Genomic DNA, 23,852 nt, shown 5'->3' with positions numbered 1-23,852 from the left:
TCGCCGGGTTGTTCGCCGCAGACGCGATGGCGGATTCGAACGATATCCGCGCTGACGGGTAGGGTCATGGCGCCCACCGCTGCACACGTTCGTCCTGGACGATCTGCCCGGCACCGACCAGCGTCCAGTACGCGAAAGCCTTGTCCTGGCAGGAATCAATGCTGCATCGGACGTGGTCTTGCATCGTCGCATGAGCGTCCTCGATGTCGAGGCGGTCGATGATGTCGCCAAAGGGCACTGCTGATTTCGGTAGGACGTCATCTCTGTCGAGCAGGTAGGGCAAGACGTAGAAGGTGCCGACGGCCAGCAGCGCCAAGCCGACGGCAACGATTCCTGCGGTGACGATCTGAACCATGCGAAGAGTCTCGGCAGCGCACCAGTCTGTCCGCGCCGCCACCAATGCATCACCTTGATCAGCGAAACCGGCGGAGGTATCTCCTATGTCTCATCTTCGCTGCGTCGCCGGAATCAGGAAGACCAGCGAGCTGGTGTACCTATGGGAGCCGTACTGAAAGCATTGCTGCAACAGCGCCACCTCCAAACCGTGTCCGCGTTCAACCGCGACTACGACAGAGTCGCGAACGAATTCGAACCCGAACTCGTCGGCGCAGGACCCAGGAAGGCGCAGTTCTATCGTCGGCTCTCCGGAAACCTCACCAGCCTCCCGTACCCCCATCACCGCCGGATCTTGGAGGCTATGTTCCCCGGCTGGTCGGCCGACGAGCTATTCGAAGACTGCGCGAGTCCCAGCGGAGTTCGATCACGCCGCGAAACACGCTACACTGCACGCCCTTCCATTCGTGATATGGCCGACGTCGAGGCGATCCTCGCAAACCGAACCGCCTTCCTGCATGCCATGCCGCCACGAAAACTGTTCGAGAACACCCGGCGAGTCGATATGGCGGGCCTGTCGCTGAATCTGCTCTGCCAGCAGTATTCGGATACCGACCTCATGAAGTTGCTCGAGTCCGGTGCCACACTCCGATGCCTATTCCTCGACCCGAGCGGAACCCATATCCGCCTTCGAGAGACCGAGGAGGGCCATGCACCTGGCGTGCTGTCGAGCCTCACAGAATTGAACATGAAGTGCTTGATACGAGTGCAGAGAAAATTCGCCACATCACAGGCGAAGCCCATTCGAATCCGCACCTACGATGAGACCGTCCGCTTCAATATCACCATTGTCGACTCGGCAGTCTGCATCATCCAGCCCTACCTACCGAGAGCCCGAGGAGTCGAATCACCGACGCTGTTCGCTCGCAAATCCGGGTCACCAGGGCTTTTCGAGACGTTCTCCGAAGTGTTCGAAACGATGTGGTCCAGTGGCAGGGAGGTTTCGTCAGTATGACAGTGAGTCGAGACGAACTGCTCGCGGTCGCCCGTTCGGCTGTCGACCGAGGAGCGGCGCTCCTCCGCACGGCTGACCGAGGAAGCATCCGTGCCAAGAGCGACCGGGACTATGTGACCGACCTGGACCATCGGATTCAAGACCACATCCGGAGGTATCTGGCCGAAACGACGCCCGCGTTCGGTTTCCTAGGGGAGGAACTCGATGACATGTCGGTGCCCAACTCTGACCAACCCATGTGGGTGCTCGACCCGATCGACGGGACATCCAACTTCATCCATGGACTTCCGCTCTGCGCGGTGTCGCTGGCTCTGGTTCGCGACAGGGAACCAGAGATCGGAGTCGTCGGCGCACCCTTCCTCGGCCTGGAGTACTACGCTGCCGCCAGGCAGGGCGCGTTTTGCAATGACAAGCCGATCAATGCGAGCAATACCGAAACACTCGGCGGGGCGATTGCCTCCATTGGCGATTACGCGGTCGGACCAGAGGCGGAGCCGAAGAACAAGCGGCGGATCGCTCTCACCGCCGCACTGGCGGCAACCGTGGAGCGAGTACGAATGTTCGGGTCTGCCGCTCTCGATCTCGTGTGGGTCGCCGAGGGACGAACCGACGCCTGCGTGATGCTGTCCAATAAACCCTGGGATACAGCCGCTGGTGTGCTCATCGCCCGAGAGGCCGGCGCAATTGTCCTCGACTCCGCCTCCCGTCAGCACAGTCTCGACTCCCCTGACACGATCGCTGCCTCACCCGCCATCGCCGATCAACTCATGAGCCTGATTGATAAGACGATCCGCTGACTATCGACGGACTGGCCTGACCGGGTCGGCCAGGCTTCCCATCGGTAGCTGAATCATCCTCACCCGCTCCGGACAGTTGCGCCCGTTATCCGCAGCGGCGATCAGGGGCGAGTCGAGATCTGCTGAACGGCCCAGCCGTTTCCGTCCGGGTCGTTGAAGAAGAAGAATCCGACGTTGTCCAGTGGGTCCGGCATGGGTCTCGGGTTTTCGCCGAGGACCTGGATCTCGGTTACCTCGACGCCGCGAGAGGTCAGTTCCTCGTGGGCCTTGCGCAGATCGTTGACCACCAGTTGCAGGCCTTGTTGGGAGCCAGGCGGGAGGTCCGGCACCGCGCCCTCGCCGATCACGATCGAGCATCCCGAGCCGGGCGGGGTGAGCTGCACGATGCGCACGCCGTCGGCGACCTTGGTGTCGTGGTCGAGGGTGAAGCCGAGCTGCTCGGCGTAGAACTGCTTGGCCCGGTCGATATCCGACACGGGGACGATCACGACCTCGAGTGTCCAGTTCACGGCACATCCTTTCCGGCGACTGCGGTATTCCTACCAGCGCAGACCAGTGCGCACGGCGAAATTCATCGGCGCCCTATCGCCGTGCCCAGCGCCAGGCGAACTCGCCCGGCCCCGGTGGGGGGCCGGGCAGGTCACCGTCCGCGCTCAGCCCGGCCACGAGCATCGCGAGGACGCGCCTGCGCAGCTGGACGGTGCGCTCCGGGGCGGGCACCGCGACCGCCGCGCAGGACTCCAGGATCAACCCGAGATCCTGCGGCGTCACGTCGGGACGCAGCTTGCCGGTGGCGTGGGCGCGGCTCACTATCTCTTCGGTCGCCGCACCGGAGCGCCGGATGTCCGGCAGCATCGACTCGTCGGGGGTGAAGGTGCCCGCGAGATGCACGGTGAGCGAGTGCACGTCGGCGTCCACCACCCGCTCCAGAAAGCCGACGAGGCCACGCCAGCCGTCCGCCTCCTCGAGCGCCGCTTCGGCTTCCACGTTGTACCGGCGCAGGCCGTCGTGGCAGAGCTTGCGCAGCAGCGCTTCTTTGCTCGGGTAGCGGCGATACAGGGCGCTGATCCCGACGCCCGCGCGTTCTGCGACGGCGGAGATCGGGGCGGTGGCGTCGGCGAGGAACACCGCGCGGGCAGCCTCCAAGATCAGACCGTCGTTGCGGGCCGCCTGCGCCTTGCGGCCAGGTAGACCCTTCTGAGCTGGGATATCAGTTGTCTTCGGCATGAATTCAGGATAGCAGTTGAAACGGAATGCTCCGTTCTGATACTATTCAGACAGAACAGAGCATTCCGTTTCGATCAGTAGCAGCAAGATGACCGCGATCACCCCCTTCCGCATCGACGTCGACCAGGCCGACCTGGACGACCTGCGCGATCGGCTGGCCCGCACCCGCTGGGCCGAGCAGATCCCGGGCTCGGGCGACACCTACGGGGTGAGCGTTGAGCGGGTGCGCCACCTGGTCGGCTACTGGCGCGACGGGTTCGATTGGCGGGCGGTCGAGCAGTCGCTGAACGCGTATCCGCAGTTCACCACCGAGATCGACGGCCAGAACATCCACTTCCTGCACGTGAAGTCCGCGCAGGACAACGCGTTTCCGCTGATTCTCACGCACGGCTGGCCCGGCACCTTCGTCGAGTTCGTCGGCGTCATCGAGCCGCTCACCGCGGCCGGGTTCGATCTGGTGATCCCCTCCGTGCCGGGATACGGATTCTCCGGTCCCACCACCGAGACGGGCTGGAACGACACCCGGATCGCCCGCGCCTGGGCCGAGCTGATGCGACGGCTCGGATACACCCGCTACGGCGCGGTGGGCAACGACGGCGGCTCGCAGATCTCGCCGGAACTCGGGCGGGTGGCGCCGGACAACGTGGTCGGCGTGCACGTCACGCAGGTGTACTCGTTCCCCTCCGGCGATCCGGCCGAGCTGGCCGATCTCGACGAAGGCGAGCAGCAGTCGCTGGCCACCCTGGACTGGTTCGTCAAGAACAAGATGGGCTTCAACGTGCTGCAATCGCAGCAGCCGCAGACGCTGGCGCACGCGATCACGGATTCGCCCGCCGGGTTGGTCGGCTGGAACGGCCAGCTGCTCGGTCCGGATCTCGACGACGACTTCGTGCTGACCAACATCGCGATCCACTGGCTGACGGGCACCGCCGGTTCGGCGATCCGGCACTACTTCGAGAAGGACAAGGCCGAGCACCCCACCGCCCCGACCACGGTTCCGCTCGCGCTGTGCGGCTCCGCGGGCGATTTCCACGGCATCCGGCGCTTCGCCGAGCGCGACCACAACATCGTGTCGTGGCGCACGCACGACGTGTACACCCACTACCTGCACCATGTGGCGCCCGCGTTGATGGCGGAGGAGATCACGAAGTTCTTCACCGAGCTGCGCTGATCGGTGACGTGGCCGCCACGCCGGTCGCAGTGGCGGCCACGTCGCACGCTGGTTCGAGACAGTCTCTTATGTCATCGAGACTCACGGCCATGGTTCGTCTCGCTACGCGCTGATGTACTGGATTGACCAACAGCACAGAAGCTTTCGAACCAGGAGAGAAACCATGAGAATCGCAGTCTTCGGCGCCACCGGTACCGTCGGTCGTCTCGTCGTCGAGCGGGCCCTGCAGGAGGGGCATGAGGTCACGGCGTTCACCCGCAGCGCGGCGGGCGTAACGCAGCGCCACGAGCGGCTGCGGGTAGTGGAAGGCGACGTGCTGGACACGCATTCGGTGCAGCGCGCGGTGGAGGGACAGGACGCGGTGCTGATCTCGCTCGGCGACGGCCGCAAGGGCGTGGTCCGGGCGGGCGGCACCAAAGCGGTCATCGACGCGATGAATCGCACCGGTGTCAAGCGACTGATCTGCCAGACGACCCTCGGCGTCGGCGACAGCCGGGGCAACCTGAACTTCCTGTGGAAGTACGTGATGTTCGGGCTGCTGCTGCGTCCCGCCTACGCCGATCACGTCCGGCAGGAGCAGTACGTCCAGGCCAGCGATCTGGACTGGACGATCGTGCGGCCGAGCGCGTTCACCGACGGACCGCGCACCGGCAGCTACCGGCGCGGATTCCCGGCGGACGAGCGTGGTCTCGCCTTGAAGATCACCCGCGCCGACATCGCCGACTTCATGATCGAGCAACTGACCGACACCACCTACCTCCGCCAGGCGCCCGGCATCTCGAGCTGAGAACGGCCCGCCATGCGGTGGCGCAGCGACGGCCCACGTCCCGGCATCGGCGGGCGTGGGCCGCCGCCGTTGTCAGGCGTGTTCGTGCAGGTCCTCCCAGACCGGGAAGGGGTCGGGGTAGTCGGCCCACGCGCTCGGCCCCTCGGTGAACTCCTCGTCGGTGAGCAGGGCGGCATCCAGCAACGCGCGCACCTCCTCGGAATCCAGCTTTATCCCGATGAAGACGATCTCCTGTCCCGGCGGCACCTCCAGCGACGACCACCAGGCGGCGGGTTCGAAAACCAGGTTCGGCCCCGCCTGCGACCACACCGCGGCCAGCGTCGAACGGCTCGCGATCCAACAGAACCCCTTGCTGCGCAGCAGGCCGCGCAACTGCTCCAGCGCTTCGGACAGGCGCAGTGGATGGAACGGGCGGTCGGCGGTGTAGGTGAGACTGCGAATGCCGTACTCCTCGGTCTCGGGCGTGTGCCCGCCGGCGAGTTCCTCTGCCCAACCCTCGGCCTCCGCGGCGACCAGCGGGTTGTAGCGGCCGGTGTCCAGCACCTCGGCCAGGTCGACCACGCCGTTGCTGGTGCGCAGCACGTGGGCGTGCGGATTCAGGCGGCGCACCGCGGCCTCCACCGCGCCCGCGGCGGCGGCGCCGACCAAGTCGGTCTTGTTGACCAGCAGCACGTCGGCGAACTCGACCTGATCCACCAGCAGATCGGCGATGGTGCGCGCGTCGCCCTCGCCCGCTTGCAGGTTCCGCTCGGCTAGCGCCTGCCCGCGCGCCACCTCCGCGAGGAAGGTCGAGGCGTCCACCACGGTCACCATGGTGTCCAGCCGGGCGATGTCTCCCAGCCGGAACCCGTCCTCGAATTCCCAGTCGAACGTGGCGGCCACCGGCATCGGCTCGGAGATGCCGGTGGACTCGATAACCAGCTGATCGAACCGCCCCTCGCGAGCGAGCCGGGCGACGGCCTCGATCAGGTCCTCGCGCAGGGTGCAGCAGATGCAGCCGTTGGTCAGCTCGACCAGTTTCTCCTCCGTGCGGTCGAGGTGACCCTGGCCCGCGACCAGCGCGGCGTCGATGTTGACCTCACTCATGTCGTTGACGATGACCGCCACCCGGCGGCCCTCTCGGTTGGCGAGGATGTGGTTGAGCAGCGTCGTCTTGCCCGCACCGAGAAAGCCGGACAGCACGGTGACGGGAAGCAGATCGGAGTCCATGGGGTTAATGATAACGATTTTCATTTGCTGTCGGCGAACCGGTCCCGGGCGCCGGTGTCGACGCGGCCGCACCGCCGTAGGGTTTGTGTCGTGAAATTGCTGCCATTGCCCGCCGAGGGGCAGACCCCCGTCCGGGCGCTCACCATCGCCGGTACCGATTCCGGCGGAGGCGCTGGAATCCAAGCCGATACCCGCACGATGGCGTTGTGCGGCGTGCACGCCTTGGTGGCGGTGGCGGCGGTGACCGTGCAGAACTCGGTGGGTGTCAGCGGCTTTCACGAGATTCCGCCGCAGGTCGTGGCCGATCAGGTGCGCTCGGTCGCCGGGGACATCGGCGTCGGTGCCGCGAAGACCGGCATGCTGGCCTCCACCGCGATCATCGAGGCGGTCGCCGCGGTGTGCCGGGAGGTCGGCATCGGTCGCGAGGGCGACATTCCGCTGGTCGTCGATCCGGTCGCGGCCTCGATGCACGGCGACCCCCTGTTGCACGCCGAGGCGCTGGACGCGGTGCGAAACACGCTGATTCCGCTCGCGACCGTGGTGACGCCGAACCTGGACGAAGTCCGCCTGCTCACGGGCATCGACGTCGACGACGACGATTCGGCGCAACGCGCGGCCGAGGCGCTGCACAAGCTGGGGCCGCGGTGGGCGATCGTCAAGGGCGGGCATCTGCGCTCGTCGGAGTACAGCACCGATCTGCTGTTCGACGGAGAGCAGTTCCTCGAGTTCACCGCGCCGCGCATCGCGACCGGCAACGACCACGGCGGCGGCGACACGCTGGCCGCCGCGATCGCCTGCGCGCTGGCACACGGCTATCCGGTGCCCGAAGCGGTGGAATTCGCCAAGGAGTGGACCTATCGCTGCCTTGCCGCGTCCTACGACCTGGGGGCGGGCCACGGTCCGGTCTCCCCGCTGTGGCGGTTGCAGAGCTGACCGCTCGGCGCGCGTCGTTTCTTGTCGGTGGCTGCTGCGATACTGAGGAGGTCGCGGACACAGGTGGCCTCAACGGCGAGGCGATCAGAACAACGTTGTTCGGCGTGGATGCGGCACCCGACCTCGGCGCCGTCCCGGGGGCGCTCCGGTCACATAGATGAAAAAGCCGAATGCAGCGGAAGTTCGGCCGCGATCACGATGCCGTGTAGCCGAGCGCTCGCCGTTACCAGCGCGAATATGATCTCGCTCAGATAGTCGGCGAACTCTTCGACCGACATGGCGGGCGGCTGCGAACGGTTCACCCCCAGCCACCAATCGGTGGCCGATGCCACCGCGCCGAAGATCGAATAGATCACCAGCTCCACGCTCACGATTCGCACCGACTCGTCGTCCACGGCGTCGGCGAACAGCTCGGCGGCGCGTTCGGCGGACTGCCTGGCCGATTGCAGGGCGCGGTCGCCATCATCGGACCGCTGCGTGAAATGACTGTGCAGCATGAACCGGAAGACGTTCGGCTGCCGCGACACCACCAGCGCGTATTCGGTCGCCGCGCGGCGCACGAGGTCACCGGCCGAGTCGCCGGTCAGGTCGAAGCTGGTCATGATCTGTTCCCAGAGCATGTCGCGCACCCGGTCGGCGATCGCGTTGTAGAGGTCGGTCTTGTCCTCGAAATGCCGATACAGCTTCGGCTTGGCCGCGCCCGCCTCCTTGGCGATGTCGCCCATGCTGACGGCGGGACCGAACTTGTCCAGCGCGCGGAACGCCGCGTCGACGAATTCCTCGCGCACCTTCTTGCGATGCTCGCGCCAGCGCTCGGTGCGCGCGTCCACGCGTCTGCTCGGCTGGTCCCCTACCGTCCGGCCGCTGAGCATCACGAATTCGGATGCTACCTGCAACCACCGGTACCAAGCCCGCACCCGCCGACTCGACCGAGCTGTGCGGGCACTACGGGAGGTTCGCGATGCTCGAGCACGACGCGCCGCCCCCGGCGGGAACCCCGCTGAGCGAGGGATTCTCGCTCAGCGGCGAGATCAGCGCTTCTTGGAATCGATGGTGGGCTCGCCGGCGGCCTTGGCCTTCTTGTCCGCTCGCTTTTCCTTGAGGGTCTTCTCGGACTTCTTGGACATCGAGCTGCGCGGAGATTTGTCGGACAATCGTGGTCCTTTGTTCGGAGACCTGAATGGTCCCGCTGCTACCGACCGTACGCTACGTGGGCCACTTTTCCGGTGCGACCGACGAGTTCGGCTTGCAGGAACCTCACAGCTGAGACCCAGCTCCGTGGCAGCGTGGCCGCCGAATGTGGTTCGCATGACCGAGACTCTGACCGTCACGGCGGCGGAACGAACCGAGACCACGGGTGCGCCCGTGCTGGACGTGGTGATACCCGTCTACAACGAAGACACCGACCTCGGCGTGTGCGTGCGCCGACTGCACGCCTACCTGCGCGACGGGTTCCCGTTCCAGGCGCGTATCACGGTCGCCGACAACGCGAGCACCGATGACACGCTGCAAGTCGCCCAACTGCTCGCCGGGGAGCTGGACGACGTACGGGTCGTGCACTTGGCGGCCAAGGGACGCGGGCGGGCGCTGCGCGCGGTGTGGGAGCGCTCCGACGCGCAGGTGGTCGCCTACATGGACGTCGACTTGTCCACCGACCTGAACGCCCTGCTTCCCTTGGTCGCGCCGCTGATCACCGGGCATTCCGACGTGGCCGTCGGCACCCGGCTGGACTCCGCGTCCCGCGTGGTGCGCGGACCCAAGCGCGAGATCATCTCGCGCTGCTACAACCTGTTGCTGAAAGCTTCGCTGCGAGCGCACTTTTCCGATGCCCAGTGCGGATTCAAGGCCCTGCGCGCCGACGTGGCGCGCCGCCTGCTGCCGCTGGTGCGCGACGGGGAGTGGTTCTTCGACACCGAATTGCTCGTCCTCGCCGAGCGGGCCGGTCTGCGCATTCACGAGGTCCCCGTGGATTGGATCGATGATCCCGACAGCCGAGTCGACATCCTCGACACCGCGCGCAAGGACCTGCTCGGCATCTGGCGGCTGGGACGGGCGCTGGCCACCGGGGCGCTGCCGCTCGACGAATTGCGCAGCGCGGTGGGCCGGGAACCGCTGGTGGCGGGAGTGCCCCTGGGCATGGTCGGCCAGCTGGTGCGGTTCGCGATCGTCGGCGTGCTGAGCACGCTGGCCTATCTGTTGCTCTACGTGCTGGCGCAACCACTGACCGGCGCGCAGGTGGCGAACTTCGCGGCGTTGCTGATCACGGCGGTGGCGAACACCGCGGCCAACCGCGCCTTCACCTTCGGCGTGCGCGGCTCGACCGGCGCCGTGGCCCACCAGTTCCAAGGTCTGGTGATCTTCGGCATCGGATTGGCGCTCACCAGCGGATCGCTGTTCACGTTGCATCGGTTGGCCCCGAGAGCCTCGGTGCATCTGGAACTGTTCGTCCTGGTGGCGGCCAATCTGCTGGCGACGTTGTCGCGGTTTGTCGGGCTGCGGTGGGTGTTCCGCGACAGTGTCGATCGCCTCGCTGCCCGTGGTAGCACGGCGGTCTCCGGTATCGGGCGCGACGACGAGGGAGAACACTGATGACCGCGACCTCGAGCACCGTCGCGGCCGAACCGCTGCCCGCGGCCGCGCGAAGCCGCGAGTATCCGGCGCTGGCGGCACTGTTGCTCGGCACGGCGGTGGCCTATCTGTGCAACCTGAGCGCCAACGGGTGGGCGAACTCCTTCTATTCGGCCGCCGTGCAGGCGGGTTCGGTGTCGTGGAAGGCGTTCTTCTTCGGATCCTCCGACGCGGCGAACTCCATCACCGTGGACAAACCGCCCGCCTCGCTGTGGTTGATGGAGCTGTCGGTGCGGGCGTTCGGGCTCGACAGCTGGAGCATCCTGGTGCCGCAGGTACTGCTCGGTGTGGCCACCGTGGCGCTGGTATGGGCGACGGTACGCAGACCGTTCGGGCCAGCGGCCGGACTGCTCGCCGGGTCGGCGCTGGCGGTGACGCCCGTCGCGGCGCTGATGTTCCGGTTCAACAATCCCGACGCGCTGTTGGTGTTCTTGATGGTCGCGGCGGCCTGGGCGATGACGCGGGCGGTGGAGGAGGGCCGCTGGCGCTGGCTGATGCTGACCGGCGCGCTGATCGGTTTCGGTTTCCTGACCAAGCAATTGCAGGTGCTGCTGGTGGTGCCCGCGCTCGCACTGACCTACTTGATCGCGGGTCCGCCGAAGCTCGGCAAACGCATCGCGCAACTGTTCGCGGCAGGAGCCGCGATGATGGTCGCCGCGGGCTGGTGGTTGCTGGCGGTGGAGCTGTGGCCCGCCTCGTCACGTCCGTGGATCGGCGGCTCGCACGAGAATTCGATCCTGGAACTGACCCTCGGCTACAACGGGCTCGGCCGGCTCAACGGCAACGAGCGCGGCAGCGTCGGCCCCGGCGGTGAACTTCCGGCGGGCGGGAACGGCATGTGGGGCAACACCGGCATCGCGCGGATGTTCGAACCGGCACAGGGCGGTCAGATCGCCTGGTTACTCCCCGCGGCGCTGGTCGCGCTCGTCGTGGGAATCCTGCTGCGCGGCAGAGCGGCTCGCACCGATCGACAGCGCGCTTCGCTCGTCCTCTGGGGTGGCTGGCTGCTGGTGACCGGGCTGGTCTTCAGCTTCATGGCCGGCATCTTCCACCAGTACTACACCGTGGCCCTGGCTCCGGCTGTCACCGCGCTCGTCGGGGCGGGTGCGGCGCTGGCCCGGCGGGAGCGGCATCGGCTGTGGGTGCGGCTGCTGACGGCACTCGCGGTGGGTCTCACCACGGCGACCGCGTGGATGCTGTTGTCCCGCAGTCCCGAATGGCAGTCGTGGCTGCGCTGGACGGTGCTGGTCGTCGGCGTGGTCGCGACGCTCGCCGTCCTCTTCCCCGCCCCGCGAGAACTGGCCGCCCTGTCGGCGCTGGCTGTCGCGTTCACCTTCCTGGCCGGGCCGGTCGCCTACTGCGTGGACACGATCGCGACGCCGCACGCCGGTTCGATCCACTCGGCCGGGCCGCACGTCGCGATGAGTGGCCGGCCGCCCTGGGGGGAGGGAATGCCGGGCATGGGTCGCCGCATGCCGGACGGATCGGCGATCACCAGCCGTGCCGACGGCGGGCAGGCCCCGGGCGGTACACCACCGGACGGGCTTTCGCCGGGAACAGGTCCGCAGGGCAACCCACGCGGCCAGCAGGCAGCGGACGGCATCACCTTCCCGCCCGCGACCATGCCCGATGGGCAGATCGCGCCGGATGACGGCGGTGCGGGACCCGGTGGCGGTGGCATCGGCGGTCTCCTCGGAGCGAGCGAACCGAGCGCGCAGGTGGTGACCCTCCTCGAGCACAACGGCGGCGACTACACCTGGGTGGCCGCGGCCATCGGCTCGAACAGCGCGGCCGGCTTGCAGCTGGCCACCGAATTGCCCGTGCTGCCCATCGGCGGATTCAACGGCAGCGACCCGTCGCCGACGCTCGAGCAGTTCCGACAGTATGTCGCCGAAGGAAAGGTCCACTACTTCGTCGGTGGCGGTCGTGGGGGCCCGGGTTCGTCCAATTCCTCCCCCAGCGCCCAGATCACACAGTGGGTCCAGGAGAACTTCACCGCCATCCAGGTGGACGGGGTCACGTTGTACGACCTGACCGCAGCGCGCTGAAACCGTGCGATGCGGTCCCGTCGCCCTGCACTCCCCCGACCGCATCGCCTGCCAGTGTTCAGCGCGACTCCCTGCGCCCGCTGAACACCGCATCCGCACCGAAGCCGACCCTCGGCGTCGGTGCGGATCGTGGGTGCGCCCTTCGCGCGTTCCGGCCGCTCCTCGAACCGATCCACAAGGGGATTCGGCCGCCGCTCTTGGCATCCCGCAAAACGCCAGCGATGATGATCGGGATGTGTGACGGCTCCTGGTCGGAGCCGGGGCCACCGCCACCATCAGGTCACGCGTCCACCGCGAACATCCAGGGAAACAATTGAACGCTTTCGTGAAGCTGGCCGTGACGGTGGTCAGCGCATTGGTCGCAACCGCGCTCACCGTCGGATTCGCCGCCACCGCGTCGGCCGCCCCCGCCGACCGGGCCGAGCCGATCGCCGCCGCGACCGGCGAACCCCCGCAGGTCACTTACATCAAGGCGTGCCTGCCGCCCGGCGACACGATCGAACTGCGCACGGGCATCGGCGCGGCGATCGGGGCCGCGATCGGTGCGCTCGTCGGCCTGCCCGTCTTCTTCGTCGGCGCGATCCCCGGCGCTATCATCGTCGGCCTGATCGGCGCCGCCATCGGAGCGTCTTCCTACGCCATCGACTCCGGGCGGCTCGAGCAACAAGGACTGTGCTGATCGCCTGACTCGGCCGAACGGGCTCGCCACGGCGTCGCACCCTGCTGAAACGGGTGATGGCACTTGTGCCGTGTCCGTGGCAGGCCCGGCCTCTCGGGCACCGAAGGTCGGGCCGCACGTCTTTCGGCCCACGGGCAGCGGTTTCAGCGCGATGCGTGCAAGGCGTCGTGCAGGGTGGCCGACCACTGCTGGACGATCTGCTTGCGGCGAGCCGAGTCGTCGGTGAGGACGTCGGCCAGGCCGAGGCCGCGCGCCATGTCGAGGGTCGCTTGGACCAGGTGGTGGGTGACGGGGTCGGAGTCGTCCACGCCGAGCGCTTCGACCGCGCGGCGGTGGGAGGCGCGGCCGAAGCGGGCCTCCAGCGGGACGATGCGTTCGCGCAACGTCGGGTCGGCTGCCGCGTGCGTCCACACCTGGAGCGCGGCTTTGAACAGCGGACTGGTGTAGGACTCGACGAGACCGGCCACCACGGCCTCCGTGCGGGCCAGGCCGTCGCCCAGCTCCACCAGCGTCGCGGCCTCCTGTACGGCCTGCCCGCTGCGCGTGTCGAACATGTACTCCAGCGCGGCGGTGATCAGATCCTCCCTGGTGGGGAAGTGATGCTGCGCCGCGCCACGCGACACCCCCGCCCGTTCGGCGACGACGGCGACCGTCGCGGCCGCCCAGCCCATCTCGGCCAGGCAGTCGATGGTCGCCTCGAGCAGGCGCTGCCGGGTGGCTCGGCTGCGGTCCTGCTTGGGTTCGTGCGGTGTCGCCATGGTCGCTATTCTGCCCAGCTGGGCGGGCGACGCTGCAAAAAGGCCAGCATCCCCTCGCGAACTTCCGGGGTGCCGAAGAAGCTCGCCGAACGACGCGCCAGTTCCTCGGCGGAGGCGTCGAACTCGGCGAGGATGCCGGCGTTGACCAACCGCTTGGCCTCGGCCAGTCCCTGCGGCGAGCCCTTGCGCACCTGCGTGCACAACCGCGCCACCTCGGCCGCCGGATCGTCGGCGGTGACGGTGACCAAGCCGATCTCCCGCGCCACGGCGGCGTCGAACTTCTCGCCGGTCAGGTAGTACCGGCTGGCCGCGCGCGGGCTGAGGCGAGGCAACAGGGTCAGCGAGATCATGAACGGCGCCAACCCGATGCGCACCTCGGTGAGCGCGAAACTGCTGGCCGGCCCGGCCACGACGACGTCACAGCCCGCCACGATGCCCATGCCGCCCGCCCGCACGTTTCCGTCGATCCGCGCGATCACGGGCTTCGGTATCTCCACCAGCCTGCGCAGCACGCCGATCATGACGCGGGTGCGCTCGTCGGCGGCCACGGCGGGATCGGTGGAGCCCGCTTCGCTGAGATCCGCGCCCGCGCAGAAGGTGTTGCCGGTGTGCGTGAGCACGATGACCCGAACCTTCTCGTCGGCGGCCGCGTCGTCGAGCCCGCGCAGCAGCTCGGCGACCAGCTTGGACGACAGCGCGTTGCGGTTGTGCGGCGAGTCGAAGGTGAGGGTCGCGACACCGTCGCCCACCTCGTAGCGGACGAACGGACCCGTCTCGGTCATGCGGTTCCTCTCAGTACGACTTCGGCAGACCCAGCGAGTACTGGGCGACGAAGTTGAGGATCATTTCGCGGCTCACCGGCGCGATGCGTCCGATGCGCGCGGCGGCGAGCATCGCGGCCAGGCCGACGTCCCTGGTCAGGCCCGAGCCGCCGTGCGTCTGGATGGCCTGGTCGAGTGCTTTGATACTGGCTTCCGCCGCCGCGTATTTCGCCATGTTGGCCGCTTCGGCGGCGCCCATCTCGTCGCCGGTGTCGTAGAGGGCGGCGGCCTTCTGCATCATCAGCTTCGCCAGTTCGAGTTCGATCTTCACCTGCGCCAGCGGATGCGAGATGCCCTGGTGGGCACCGATCGGCGTTTTCCACACCGTGCGCTCCTTGGCGTATTCCACGGCGCGATCGATGGCGTAGCGGGCCAGACCGATCGCCATCGCCGCGCCCATGATGCGCTCGGGGTTCAACCCCGCGAACAGCTGCATCAGCGCCGCGTCCTCCTTGCCGACCAGTGCGGTGGAGGGCAGGCGGACGTCATCGAGGAACAGGGTGTACTGGTGATCGGGCTCGATGATGTCCATCTCCTGCGCCGTCTTGGTGAAGCCTTCGGCGTCGGTCGGCACGATGAACAGGGCGGGCTTCAGTTTGCCGGTCTTGTGGTCGGAAGTACGGGAGACGATCAGCACGGCCTCGGCCTGGTCCACGCCGGAGATGAAGATCTTGCGGCCGTTGAGGATCCAGTCGTCGCCGTCGCGGCGCGCGGTGGTGGTGATCTGGTGGGAGTTGGAGCCCGCGTCCGGCTCGGTGATACCGAAGACCATCTTGCCGGAGCCGTCGGCGAGCTTGGGCAGCCATTCCCGCTTCTGCTCGTCGGTGCCGTATTTGGTGATGATGGTGCCGCAGATGGCCGGGGAGACCACCATGAGCAGCAGGCCCGCACCCTGGGCGGACAGCTCCTCCATCACCAGCGACAGTTCGTACATGCCCGCGCCGCCGCCACCGTACTCCTCGGGCAGGTTCACCCCGAGGAAGCCGAGTTTGCCCGCCTCCTGCCACAGTTCGTCCAGCGGCTCGTTCTTACGCGCCTTCGGCAGCACGTAGTCGCGGTAGTTGTATTTGGCGGCCAGCGCGGCGACGGCGGCCCGCAGCGCCTTCTGCTCGTCGGTTTCGATGAAGCCCATCAGTTCTCCTGTGTCTCGCGGGGGCTCACGCACCCCGTCGGATCGATGAGCGCTGCGCGATTGTGGCTCATCGCTCCTCCTGTGTCTTGCGGGGGTTCCCGCACCCCGTCGGATCGATGAGCGCTGCGCGATTGTGGCTCATCGCTCCTCCTGTATCTTGCGGGGGTTCCCGCACCCCGTCGGATCGATGAGCGCTGCGCGATTGTGGCTCATCGCTCCTCCTGTGTTTCCTCGTTGTCGGCGGGTTCGACGACCGCGAGCACGGCGCCGACCTCGACCTGCTGGCCGACGGTGACGTTGACGGCGCTGAGCACGCCCGCGGCGGGCGCGGCGATGGTGTGCTCCATCTTCATCGCCTCCAGCCACAGGATCGGCTGGCCCTGTTCGACGTGGCTGCCCACCTCGGCGCCGAGCCGGATCACGCTGCCCGGCATGGGCGCCAGCAGCGAGCCGGTGGCCACCTGGTCGGCCGGGTCGCTGAAGCGCGGCAACCTGCGCACGGCGACCGGGCCGAGCGGTGAATCGACGTACACCTGGTCGCCGTAGCGGGCGACCTCGAAATGCCTGCGCACCGGGCCGCGTTCGCCCGGGACCGACAGCACGACGCGATCGGGAGCCGACTCGACCAGCTCGAGACCGTCGTGACCGTCCACGGTGACGCCGGTCCGTCCGAACCGGTATCCCACCTCGTGCGTCCCGGAGACGCGGCTTCCGTACGACTTGCGCTGCGACTGCGCCGGCAGGTTCCGCCACCCACTGGGCAGACCGCCGCCCACCCGCGCGCTGCCGCGATTGGCGGCGGCGTCGGCCAGCGCGGCGGCCACAATGGACAGGGCCTCGTCGGACTCCGACACCAGCGGGGCGGCGAGAGTCTCCAGCCCGTGCGTGGCGAAGAACGCGGTGTCGGTGTCACCGGCCAGGAACGCCGGATGACGCAGCACGCGCACCAGCAGGTCCCGATTGGTGACCAAGCCGTGGATCTTCGCCCGGTGCAGCGCCGCGGCCAGCAGGCGCGCCGCCTCGCCGCGCGTTTCGGCGTAGGAGATGACCTTGGCCAGCATCGGGTCGTAGTGCACGCCGACCACCGAGCCGTCCACCACACCCGTGTCCAGGCGCACGCCCGGCCGGTCGAGCAGGTCGAATTCGGTGCGCACCGAAGGGATGTCGAGCCGGTGCACGGTTCCGCTCTGCGGCTGCCAGTCGTGTGCCGGGTCCTCGGCGTAGAGCCGGACCTCGATCGAATGTCCGCGCATCGCGGGCGGTTCGGCGGGCAGCGCGCCGCCCGCGGCGACGTCCAGTTGCAGCCGGACCAGATCCAGCCCCGTGGTGCACTCGGTGACCGGATGCTCCACTTGCAGGCGGGTGTTCATCTCCAGGAAGAAGAACTCGCCCTGTTCGTCGGCGAGGAACTCCACGGTGCCCGCGCCGGTGTAGCCGATCGCGCCCGCCGCCAGGCGCGCCGCCTCGAACAGCCGCGCCCGCATGCCATGGGTGCGTTCCACCAGCGGCGAAGGCGCCTCCTCGATCACCTTCTGGTGGCGGCGCTGGATAGAGCATTCGCGCTCGCCCACCGCCCAGATGACGCCGTGCGTATCGGCCATCACCTGGACCTCGATGTGCCTACCGGTCTCGAGGTAGCGCTCGCAGAAGACCGTCGGGTCGCCGAACGCGGATTCCGCCTCGCGCCGGGCCGCCTCGATCTGCGGGGCCAGGTCGGCCAGCTCGCGGACCACGCGCATGCCGCGACCGCCGCCGCCCGCCGACGCCTTGATCAGCACCGGCAGGTGCGCCTCGGTGACCTGCGCCGGGTCCAGTTCGGCGAGCACCGGCACTCCGGCGGCGTCCATCATCTTCTTCGACGCGACCTTCGAGCCCATCTGCTCGATCGCCTCGACGGGCGGTCCGATCCAGACCAGCCCGGCGGCGAGCACGGCCTCGGCGAATTCGGCGTTCTCGGAGAGGAATCCGTAACCGGGATGGATGGCGTCGGCGCCCGCGGCCAGCGCCGCCTCGATGATCAGCTCACCGCGCAGATACGTTTCCGCGGGCGTGCTGCCGGGCAGCCGCACGGCGGCGTCCGCGTCGCTGACGTGCGGCGCGGCGGCATCCGCGTCGGAGTACACCGCGACGGTGCCCAGGCCCATCCGGCGGCAGGTGGCGAAGACCCGCCGGGCGATTTCGCCGCGATTCGCGACGAGTACGTTCGTGAGCCCGCCCGTCACCCGGTCGCCGCTGATCGAATCGCTCTGTGATGCGGTCATATTCGGCCTCACATTCGGAAGACGCCGAAGCCGTCGGCGCCTTTGATCGGGGCGTTGTGAATGGCCGACAAGGACATTCCCAACACGGTGCGGGTATCGCGCGGATCGATGACGCCGTCGTCGTAGAGTCGCCCGGACATGAACATCGCCAGCGACTCCGCCTCGATCTGCGCCTCCACCATGGCGCGCATCCCCGCGTCGGCCTCCTCGTCGAACGGCAGGCCCTTGGCCTCAGCGGCGGCCCGGCCGACGATCGAGATGACGCCCGCCAGCTGCGCGCCGCCCATGACGGCGGATTTCGCGCTGGGCCAAGCGAAGACGAACCGCGGATCGTAGGCCCGGCCGCACATGCCGTAGTGGCCCGCCCCGTAGGACGCGCCCATCAGCACCGAGATGTGCGGCACCTTCGAGTTGGAGACGGCGTTGATCATCATCGCGCCGTGCTTGATGATGCCCTTCTGCTCGTACTCCTTGCCCACCATGTAGCCGGTGGTGTTGTGCAGGAACAGCAGTGGCGTGTTCGTCTTGTTGGCCAGCTGGATGAACTGGGTGGCCTTCTGCGACTCCTCGGAGAACAGCACACCGCGCGCGTTGGCCAGGATGCCGACGGGATATCCGTGCAGTTCGGCCCATCCGGTGACCAAGCTGCTGCCGTAGAGCGGCTTGAACTCGTCGAAGTCCGAGCCGTCGACGATGCGGGCGATCACCTCGCGCGGGTCGAACGGGATCCGCAGATCCGACGGCACGATGCCGAGCAGATCCTCCGGGTCGTAGAGCGGCTCGATCACCTCGGCGCGCGGGGCCGGGCCCTGCTTGCGCCAGTTCAGCCGTTTGACGATGGAACGGCCGATGCGGATCGCGTCCTGCTCGTCCAACGCGTAGTAGTCCGCGAGGCCGGAGACCCGCGCGTGCATGTCCGCGCCGCCGAGGGATTCGTCGTCGGACTCCTCGCCGGTGGCCATCTTGACCAGCGGCGGACCGCCGAGGAATACCTTCGAGCGCTCCTTGATCATCACCACGTGATCGGACATGCCGGGGATGTAGGCGCCGCCCGCGGTGGAGTTGCCGAACACCAGCGCGATGGTCGGGATGCCCGCCGCCGACGCCTGGGTGAGATCGCGGAACATCCGGCCGCCGGGGACGAAGACCTCCTTCTGCGTGGGCAGGTCCGCGCCGCCGGATTCCACCAGCGAGATCACCGGCAACCGGTTCTCCCGCACGATGTCGTTGATGCGCAACGTCTTGCGCAACGTCCACGGGTTCGAGGTGCCGCCGCGCACGGTCGGGTCGGGCGCGACGATCATGCACTCGACGCCCTCCACGATGCCGATACCGGCGACGGTGCTGCCGCCGACGTGGAACTCGCTGCCCCAGCCCGCCAGCGGGCACAGCTCCAGGAACGGCGAGTCCTCGTCGACGAGCAATTCGATGCGCTCGCGCGCGGTCAGCTTGCCGCGCTTGCGGTGCCGGGCCAGCTTGTCCGGACCGCCGCCCGCGATGGCCTTGGCGAACTCGGCCTCGACCTCGGCGAGCTTGGCCGTCATGGCGTCGGCCGCGGCTTCGTACTCCGGCGCGGTGGTGTCGAGGGCGCTGCGCAGGATGGTCATGACTGGTACCCCAATCGCTTCGCCGCCAGGCCGGTGAGGATTTCGGTCGTGCCGCCGCCGATGCCGAGGATGCGCATATCCCGGTACTGGCGCTCGATCTCGGATTCGCGCATGTAACCGAGGCCGCCGAACAGCTGGACGGCCTGGTTGGCCACCCACTCGCCCGCTTCCACCGCGGTGTTCTTGGCGAAGCACACTTCGGCGATGAGGTCGGTCTCGCCTTCGGCGCTGCGCCGCACCACCTCGCGGGTGTAGACGCGGGCGACATCGATGCGCCGCGCCATCTCGGTGACCGTGTTCTGCACCGCCTGCCTGCTGATCAGCGGACGGCCGAAGGTCTCCCGGTCGCGCACCCACTCCAAGGTCAGGTCCAGGCAGCGCTGGGCGCTGGAATACGCCTGCACCGCGAGGCCGACGCGCTCGCTGACGAACGCGCCCGCGATCTGGAAGAACCCGGAGTTCTCCGGCCCGACCAGGTTCTCCACCGGCACCCGGACGTCGACGTAGGACAGCTCGGCGGTGTCGGAGGCCAGCCAGCCCATCTTGTCCAGCTTGCGGCTGACCGTGAAGCCCGGCGTGTCCTTGTCGATGATGAGCAACGAGATGCCGCCGGAACCCGAGCCGCCCGTGCGCACCGCGGTGACGACGAAATCGGCGCGGACGCCGGAGGTGATGTAGGTCTTGGCGCCGTTGACGACGTAGTGGTCGCCGTCGCGGCGCGCGGTGGTGGTGAGGTGCCCGACATCGGAGCCGCCGCCGGGTTCGGTGATCGCCAGCGAGCCGATCTTCTCGCCCGCCAGCGTCGGCTTCACCCAGCGCTCGATCTGCCCGGCGTCGCCCGAGGCGATGATGTGCGGCACGGAGATGCCGCAGGTGAACAGCGAGGCGAACACTCCGCCGGACGCACCGGCCTGGTGCATCTCCTCGCAGACGATCATCGCGTCCACGCCGTCGCCACCGGACCCGCCGACGGATTCCGGGAACTGCACGCCGAGCAGGCCCAGCGCGCCTGCCCTCTTGTGCAGCTCGCGCGGGATCTCCCCGGCGCGTTCCCAGCCGTCCAGGTAGGGCAGGATCTCGCGTTCTACGAATCCGCGCACCGTGGAACGCAATTCGCGCCGTTCCGGCGTCTCCCAGAGTTTCGTCATGACAGCAGCTCCACTGGAATGTCGAGGTGACGAGACCGCAGCCATTCGCCGAGTCCCTTGGCCTGCGGATCGAAGCGGGCCTGATAGGCCACGCCCTGACCGAGTAGGCCTTCGATGATGAAGTTCAGCGCCCGCAGGTTGGGCAGGACGTGCCGCGTGACCGTCAGCGCGGCCGCTTCCGGAAGCAATTCCTTGACGCGCTCCACGGTGAGCGTATGCACCAGCCAGCGCCATTGCTCGTCGGTGCGCACCCACACGCCGACGTTCGCGTCGCCGCCTTTGTCACCACTACGGGCCAAGGCGATCGTCCCCAGCGGCACGCGGCGGGTTTCCCCGGGGGGCAGTGGCTCCGGAGCGGGCGGCTCGGCGACTTCGGTGAGTTCGGCTGTCTCCGTGGAGGGCGAGACCTCGACGCGGGCGCCATCGGGCAGCACCGCCGTGTGCGGCACCTCGGCGGCGTCGACGAACCCGGGCGTGAACACGCCGTAGGGAGATCCGTTGCCAGGCAGCGTCGTGAAGCTGCATCCCGGGTAGCTGGCCAACGCCAGCTCCACCGCGACGTTGGAGAACGCGCGCCCCACCTTGTTCGGGTCCGGGTCGCGCACCACGCAGCGCAGCAGCGCGCTGGCCTGCTCCTCGGTCTGCGCGTCCGGCCGGTCCAGGCGGGCCAGGGTCCAGGTCAGCTCGGCGGGCCGGACCGGCAGCCAGGACTCCAGCTGCCGCCGCGCCAGCTCCGCTTTCGCCTCGATGTCCAGACCGGTGAGGACGAACTCCATCTCGTTGCGGAAACCGCCGAGGGTGTTCAGCGACACCTTGAGCCGGGGCGGCGGGGCCTCACCGGTGACGCCGCTGATCCGCACCCGGTCCGGCCCGTCCTGCTCGAGCCGGATGGTGTCCAGGCGGGAGGTCACGTCGGGTCCGGCGTAGCGAGGTCCCTGGATCTCGTACATCAGCTGGGCCTCGACAGTGTCGACGGTGACCGCGCCGCCCGTACCCGCGTGCTTGGTGATGACGCTGCTGCCGTCGGCGCGGATCTCCGCGATCGGGAAGCCGGGCCTGCCCAGGTCGGCGAGTTCGGTGAAGAAGGCGTAGTTGCCGCCGGTGGCCTGGGTGCCGCACTCGATGACGTGCCCGGCCACCACCGCGCCCGCCAGCCGGTCGTAATCCGTTCGGCCCCAGTCGAAGTGCGCGGCGGCCGGGCCGACGATCACCGACGCGTCGGTGACCCGGCCGGTGACCACGATGTCCGCGCCCGCGTTCAGGCATTCGACGATGCCCCACGCACCGAGATAGGCGTTGGCGGTCAGCGGCGCGCCGAAACCGAGTTCGGCGGCGCGCGCGACCAGATCGTCGCCCTCGACGTGCGCGATCTTCGCGTCCAGTCCGAGGTCGGCGGCGACCTTGCGGAGCTTCTCCGCCAGACCGGCCGGGTTGAGACCGCCCGCGTTCGCCACGATGCGCACGCCGCGCTCCAGCGCCAGGCCCAGGCAGTCTTCGATCTGCTTGACGAAGGTCTTGGCGTAGCCCAGGTCCGGGTCCTTCATCCGGTCCCTGCCGAGGATCAGCATGGTGAGTTCGGCGAGATAGTCGCCGGTGAGCACGTCGAGCTGTCCCCCGTCCAGCATCTCGCGCATGGCACCGAACCGATCACCGTAGAAGCCGGAACAGTTGCCGATCCGGAGCACGTCCGGGTCGGCGGCGAGCATACTCATCAGCGGGAATGCCTCCTGTACGGCGAACCGTCAGGATGAGCCGCATGCCGCATCCGTGAAGTCCGCGTTCCGCGACCAGCATCACATCCGGGTTAGAAAAAAGCAAGCATGCGTGCTTGTTAATTGCCCTGTGACACCCGGGCACCGGATACGCCACCCGCACCGAGGTGGCCGACCGGGCTGGAGCAAGATGGGCACGGTGTCCAGCGACGTCACCGTGATCGTTCTGTTCGCCCTGTCCGGCTTCCTGCTCGGCGGCGCCTACACCACCTGGAAGACGGCCCGGCCGCTGTCGATCGCGCTCGCCGTCTGCGCCGTCCTCGCGGCGGGCGGCGCGCTGGTCTGGTGGCTCGGGTAGGGACGAAGGCTCGGCAGACGCCTAGCTCTTCGACAGCCGGAAGATCCGTAGGCCGTCGGGGACGCCGTTCAACGGCGCGGCGAAGAGACTGCGGCGGTAGGGCTTGACCGTCAAACCCAACTCCGTCAGCGTCTCCGGCCGCAATTCCCGCAGCGTGACCTCCGACAGCATGGTGTGCCCGTTGCCGCCCGCCTCCATGACCCTGGCGGCGATCGTGACGTCCACGCCCAGCCAGTCGCCGCCGATCTCGCGCGGCGAACCGGTGTGCAAACCGATCCGCATCTGCGGGGTGTAGCCGCGCACCTGCACATCGGCGAGGTTGCGCTTGGCGGTCACGGCGGCGCGCACCGCCCGGTCCGCCGAGGGGAACACGGCCATCACCCCATCGCCCATTCGCTTGACCACGTGTCCGCCGCGCTCGGCGATCGGGGGCTCGATGGCCTTGGCCACCTTGCGCAGCAGTTCCAGGGTGGCCTCGTCACCTGCCGACAGCGACCATCGCGAGAAGGCCACCAGGTCGGTGAACATGACAGTTACCTCTTGGTTACCTCTGCCGCGTCCGACCCGCTCCAAGGCGGCCTGCCAGACCTGCAAGGCCCCGAAACCGATCTCGCGCGCCGCGCTGGGAGTGTCGCCGACCAGTTTGTCCGCCGCGCGCGCGACCGCTCGCGCGCCACCGGGCCCGGAAACCGAGAGCGGATCACCGAAAGCGGGGTCCCCCGGCAACTGCCTGCGCGCCCTGCGCAGCACGCCGATCAGGTCGGCCCGCTGATTCGCCGCGCTCACCAGCGCGGACAGCTGGCCGCGGCGCACTCCGCCGGTACGGCGGGGGGGATCGACCGCCTCGGACGGCTCCAACGGAATGACCACCTCGGGCGGTACGCCTCCATCGGCCTCCGGCCTCGGCCTCGACTCGGCGCCGCCGGAAGGTGTTTCACTCACGCCCCGAGGGTATCTCAGCCCGCCAGGCGTGGACGGGTTACCGATCATCGCCATCTGCCACCTCCGCTACGAACCTCGGCGAGCACACCGTCGGGCTCGGCGATGGATAACGAGCTGGTTGCCGAATCGAGGCTACTCGGGCGAGAACGGGTCTCGGAAGCGGCGCGCGGCATAGTTTCCTCGATGTTCACACGCACGATCGGCCCGGCGCGAAGGCATATTCGCACCGGGCCGATCGCCGCACCGTCCGCCGGGCAGTGACGGGCGGTGGGCGAAGCGCCGGACC

The 23,852-nt window shown here is 68.2% G+C and carries 23 protein-coding genes; 9 read left to right on the top strand and 14 right to left on the bottom strand.

What is annotated here, in order from left to right; genetic code table 11:
* Positions 1-64: 64 nt before the first annotated feature.
* On the bottom strand, positions 65-355 hold the full coding sequence (locus GVY39_RS06520) for a hypothetical protein (RefSeq protein ID WP_159921878.1): 291 nt from the start codon (positions 353-355) through the stop codon (positions 65-67).
* Positions 356-496: 141 nt separating this feature from the next.
* Between GVY39_RS06520 and GVY39_RS06515 the strand changes: the two genes are divergently transcribed.
* On the top strand, positions 497-1,348 hold the full coding sequence (locus GVY39_RS06515) for a DUF5919 domain-containing protein (RefSeq protein WP_159921880.1): 852 nt from the start codon (positions 497-499) through the stop codon (positions 1,346-1,348).
* Positions 1,345-2,145, top strand: coding sequence for an inositol monophosphatase family protein (locus tag GVY39_RS06510; RefSeq protein ID WP_159921882.1), 801 nt, complete (start codon positions 1,345-1,347; stop codon positions 2,143-2,145). Before GVY39_RS06515 ends, GVY39_RS06510 begins: the two co-directional genes overlap by 4 nt.
* Positions 2,146-2,246: 101 nt before the next feature.
* On the opposite strand, the gene GVY39_RS06505 is transcribed toward GVY39_RS06510, so the two are convergent.
* Positions 2,247-2,654, bottom strand: coding sequence for a VOC family protein (locus GVY39_RS06505; protein ID WP_159921884.1), 408 nt, complete (start codon positions 2,652-2,654; stop codon positions 2,247-2,249).
* Between the two features lie 73 nt (positions 2,655-2,727).
* On the bottom strand, positions 2,728-3,372 hold the full coding sequence (locus GVY39_RS06500) for a TetR/AcrR family transcriptional regulator (protein WP_159921886.1): 645 nt from the start codon (positions 3,370-3,372) through the stop codon (positions 2,728-2,730).
* Between the two features lie 88 nt (positions 3,373-3,460).
* On the opposite strand from GVY39_RS06500, the gene GVY39_RS06495 reads away from it, so the two are divergent.
* A complete protein-coding gene (locus GVY39_RS06495) occupies positions 3,461-4,543 on the top strand; it encodes an epoxide hydrolase family protein (RefSeq protein WP_159921888.1) in 1,083 nt (360 codons plus the stop codon).
* A gap of 163 nt (positions 4,544-4,706) precedes the next feature.
* Positions 4,707-5,330 (top strand): NAD(P)-dependent oxidoreductase, encoded by a 624-nt coding sequence (locus tag GVY39_RS06490; protein WP_159921890.1) that lies wholly within the window; start codon positions 4,707-4,709, stop codon positions 5,328-5,330.
* 72 nt (positions 5,331-5,402) lie between these two features.
* On the opposite strand, the gene GVY39_RS06485 is transcribed toward GVY39_RS06490, so the two are convergent.
* Complete coding sequence (locus tag GVY39_RS06485; protein ID WP_159921892.1) at positions 5,403-6,539, bottom strand: GTP-binding protein; 1,137 nt, start codon at positions 6,537-6,539, stop codon at positions 5,403-5,405.
* Positions 6,540-6,629: 90 nt separating this feature from the next.
* Between GVY39_RS06485 and thiD the strand changes: the two genes are divergently transcribed.
* On the top strand, positions 6,630-7,472 hold the full coding sequence (gene thiD / locus GVY39_RS06480) for a bifunctional hydroxymethylpyrimidine kinase/phosphomethylpyrimidine kinase (RefSeq protein ID WP_159921894.1): 843 nt from the start codon (positions 6,630-6,632) through the stop codon (positions 7,470-7,472).
* Positions 7,473-7,621: 149 nt separating this feature from the next.
* On the opposite strand, the gene GVY39_RS06475 is transcribed toward thiD, so the two are convergent.
* Positions 7,622-8,344: a TetR/AcrR family transcriptional regulator gene (locus GVY39_RS06475; RefSeq protein WP_159922136.1), complete on the bottom strand. Its 723-nt coding sequence runs from the start codon at positions 8,342-8,344 to the stop codon at positions 7,622-7,624.
* A 159-nt stretch (positions 8,345-8,503) separates the two neighbouring features.
* A complete protein-coding gene (locus GVY39_RS34945) occupies positions 8,504-8,626 on the bottom strand; it encodes a hypothetical protein (protein ID WP_255466130.1) in 123 nt (40 codons plus the stop codon).
* Positions 8,627-8,780: 154 nt separating this feature from the next.
* Between GVY39_RS34945 and GVY39_RS06470 the strand changes: the two genes are divergently transcribed.
* The 3 genes from GVY39_RS06470 (at position 8,781) to GVY39_RS06460 (ending at position 12,827) form a co-directional block, all read left to right on the top strand.
* Positions 8,781-10,061: a bifunctional glycosyltransferase family 2/GtrA family protein gene (locus tag GVY39_RS06470; protein WP_159921896.1), complete on the top strand. Its 1,281-nt coding sequence runs from the start codon at positions 8,781-8,783 to the stop codon at positions 10,059-10,061.
* Positions 10,061-12,148 (top strand): glycosyltransferase family 39 protein, encoded by a 2,088-nt coding sequence (locus tag GVY39_RS06465; protein ID WP_159921898.1) that lies wholly within the window; start codon positions 10,061-10,063, stop codon positions 12,146-12,148. Before GVY39_RS06470 ends, GVY39_RS06465 begins: the two co-directional genes overlap by 1 nt.
* 313 nt (positions 12,149-12,461) lie before the next feature.
* Complete coding sequence (locus GVY39_RS06460; RefSeq protein WP_159921900.1) at positions 12,462-12,827, top strand: hypothetical protein; 366 nt, start codon at positions 12,462-12,464, stop codon at positions 12,825-12,827.
* A 143-nt stretch (positions 12,828-12,970) separates the two neighbouring features.
* On the opposite strand, the gene GVY39_RS06455 is transcribed toward GVY39_RS06460, so the two are convergent.
* The 7 genes from GVY39_RS06455 to GVY39_RS06425 form a co-directional block, all read right to left on the bottom strand.
* Complete coding sequence (locus tag GVY39_RS06455; protein WP_159921902.1) at positions 12,971-13,585, bottom strand: TetR/AcrR family transcriptional regulator; 615 nt, start codon at positions 13,583-13,585, stop codon at positions 12,971-12,973.
* Between the two features lie 5 nt (positions 13,586-13,590).
* Entirely contained in the window at positions 13,591-14,367 is a 777-nt protein-coding gene (locus GVY39_RS06450) for an enoyl-CoA hydratase family protein (protein ID WP_159921904.1), read from the bottom strand.
* Positions 14,368-14,377: 10 nt separating this feature from the next.
* Positions 14,378-15,538: an acyl-CoA dehydrogenase family protein gene (locus tag GVY39_RS06445; RefSeq protein WP_159921906.1), complete on the bottom strand. Its 1,161-nt coding sequence runs from the start codon at positions 15,536-15,538 to the stop codon at positions 14,378-14,380.
* Positions 15,539-15,747: 209 nt separating this feature from the next.
* Positions 15,748-17,799 carry a biotin carboxylase N-terminal domain-containing protein gene (locus GVY39_RS06440; protein WP_159921908.1) on the bottom strand — a complete coding sequence of 684 codons (2,052 nt, stop codon included), beginning with the start codon at positions 17,797-17,799 and terminating at the stop codon, positions 15,748-15,750.
* A gap of 8 nt (positions 17,800-17,807) precedes the next feature.
* Complete coding sequence (locus GVY39_RS06435) at positions 17,808-19,406, bottom strand: acyl-CoA carboxylase subunit beta (RefSeq protein WP_159921910.1); 1,599 nt, start codon at positions 19,404-19,406, stop codon at positions 17,808-17,810.
* The gene (locus GVY39_RS06430; RefSeq protein ID WP_159921912.1) at positions 19,403-20,554 is read right to left on the bottom strand and encodes an acyl-CoA dehydrogenase family protein; all 1,152 of its coding nucleotides are present in this window, start codon (positions 20,552-20,554) and stop codon (positions 19,403-19,405) included. Before GVY39_RS06430 ends, GVY39_RS06435 begins: the two co-directional genes overlap by 4 nt.
* The gene (locus GVY39_RS06425) at positions 20,551-22,266 is read right to left on the bottom strand and encodes an acyclic terpene utilization AtuA family protein (protein ID WP_159921914.1); all 1,716 of its coding nucleotides are present in this window, start codon (positions 22,264-22,266) and stop codon (positions 20,551-20,553) included. Before GVY39_RS06425 ends, GVY39_RS06430 begins: the two co-directional genes overlap by 4 nt.
* A gap of 190 nt (positions 22,267-22,456) precedes the next feature.
* Here GVY39_RS06425 and GVY39_RS06420 point away from each other — a divergent pair, with 190 nt between their 5' ends.
* A complete protein-coding gene (locus GVY39_RS06420; RefSeq protein WP_159921916.1) occupies positions 22,457-22,624 on the top strand; it encodes a hypothetical protein in 168 nt (55 codons plus the stop codon).
* Positions 22,625-22,645: 21 nt separating this feature from the next.
* Here GVY39_RS06420 and GVY39_RS06415 read toward each other — a convergent pair whose 3' ends face one another.
* Positions 22,646-23,566 carry an adenylate/guanylate cyclase domain-containing protein gene (locus GVY39_RS06415; protein WP_159921918.1) on the bottom strand — a complete coding sequence of 307 codons (921 nt, stop codon included), beginning with the start codon at positions 23,564-23,566 and terminating at the stop codon, positions 22,646-22,648.
* Positions 23,567-23,852: the final 286 nt, after the last annotated feature.

This window comes from Nocardia sp. CY15 (assembly GCF_009829295.1).
GTDB lineage: Bacteria > Actinomycetota > Actinomycetes > Mycobacteriales > Mycobacteriaceae > Nocardia > Nocardia sputi.
The sequence above is the reverse complement of the archived record's forward strand: the minus strand, read 5'-3'. Positions and strand labels throughout refer to the sequence as shown.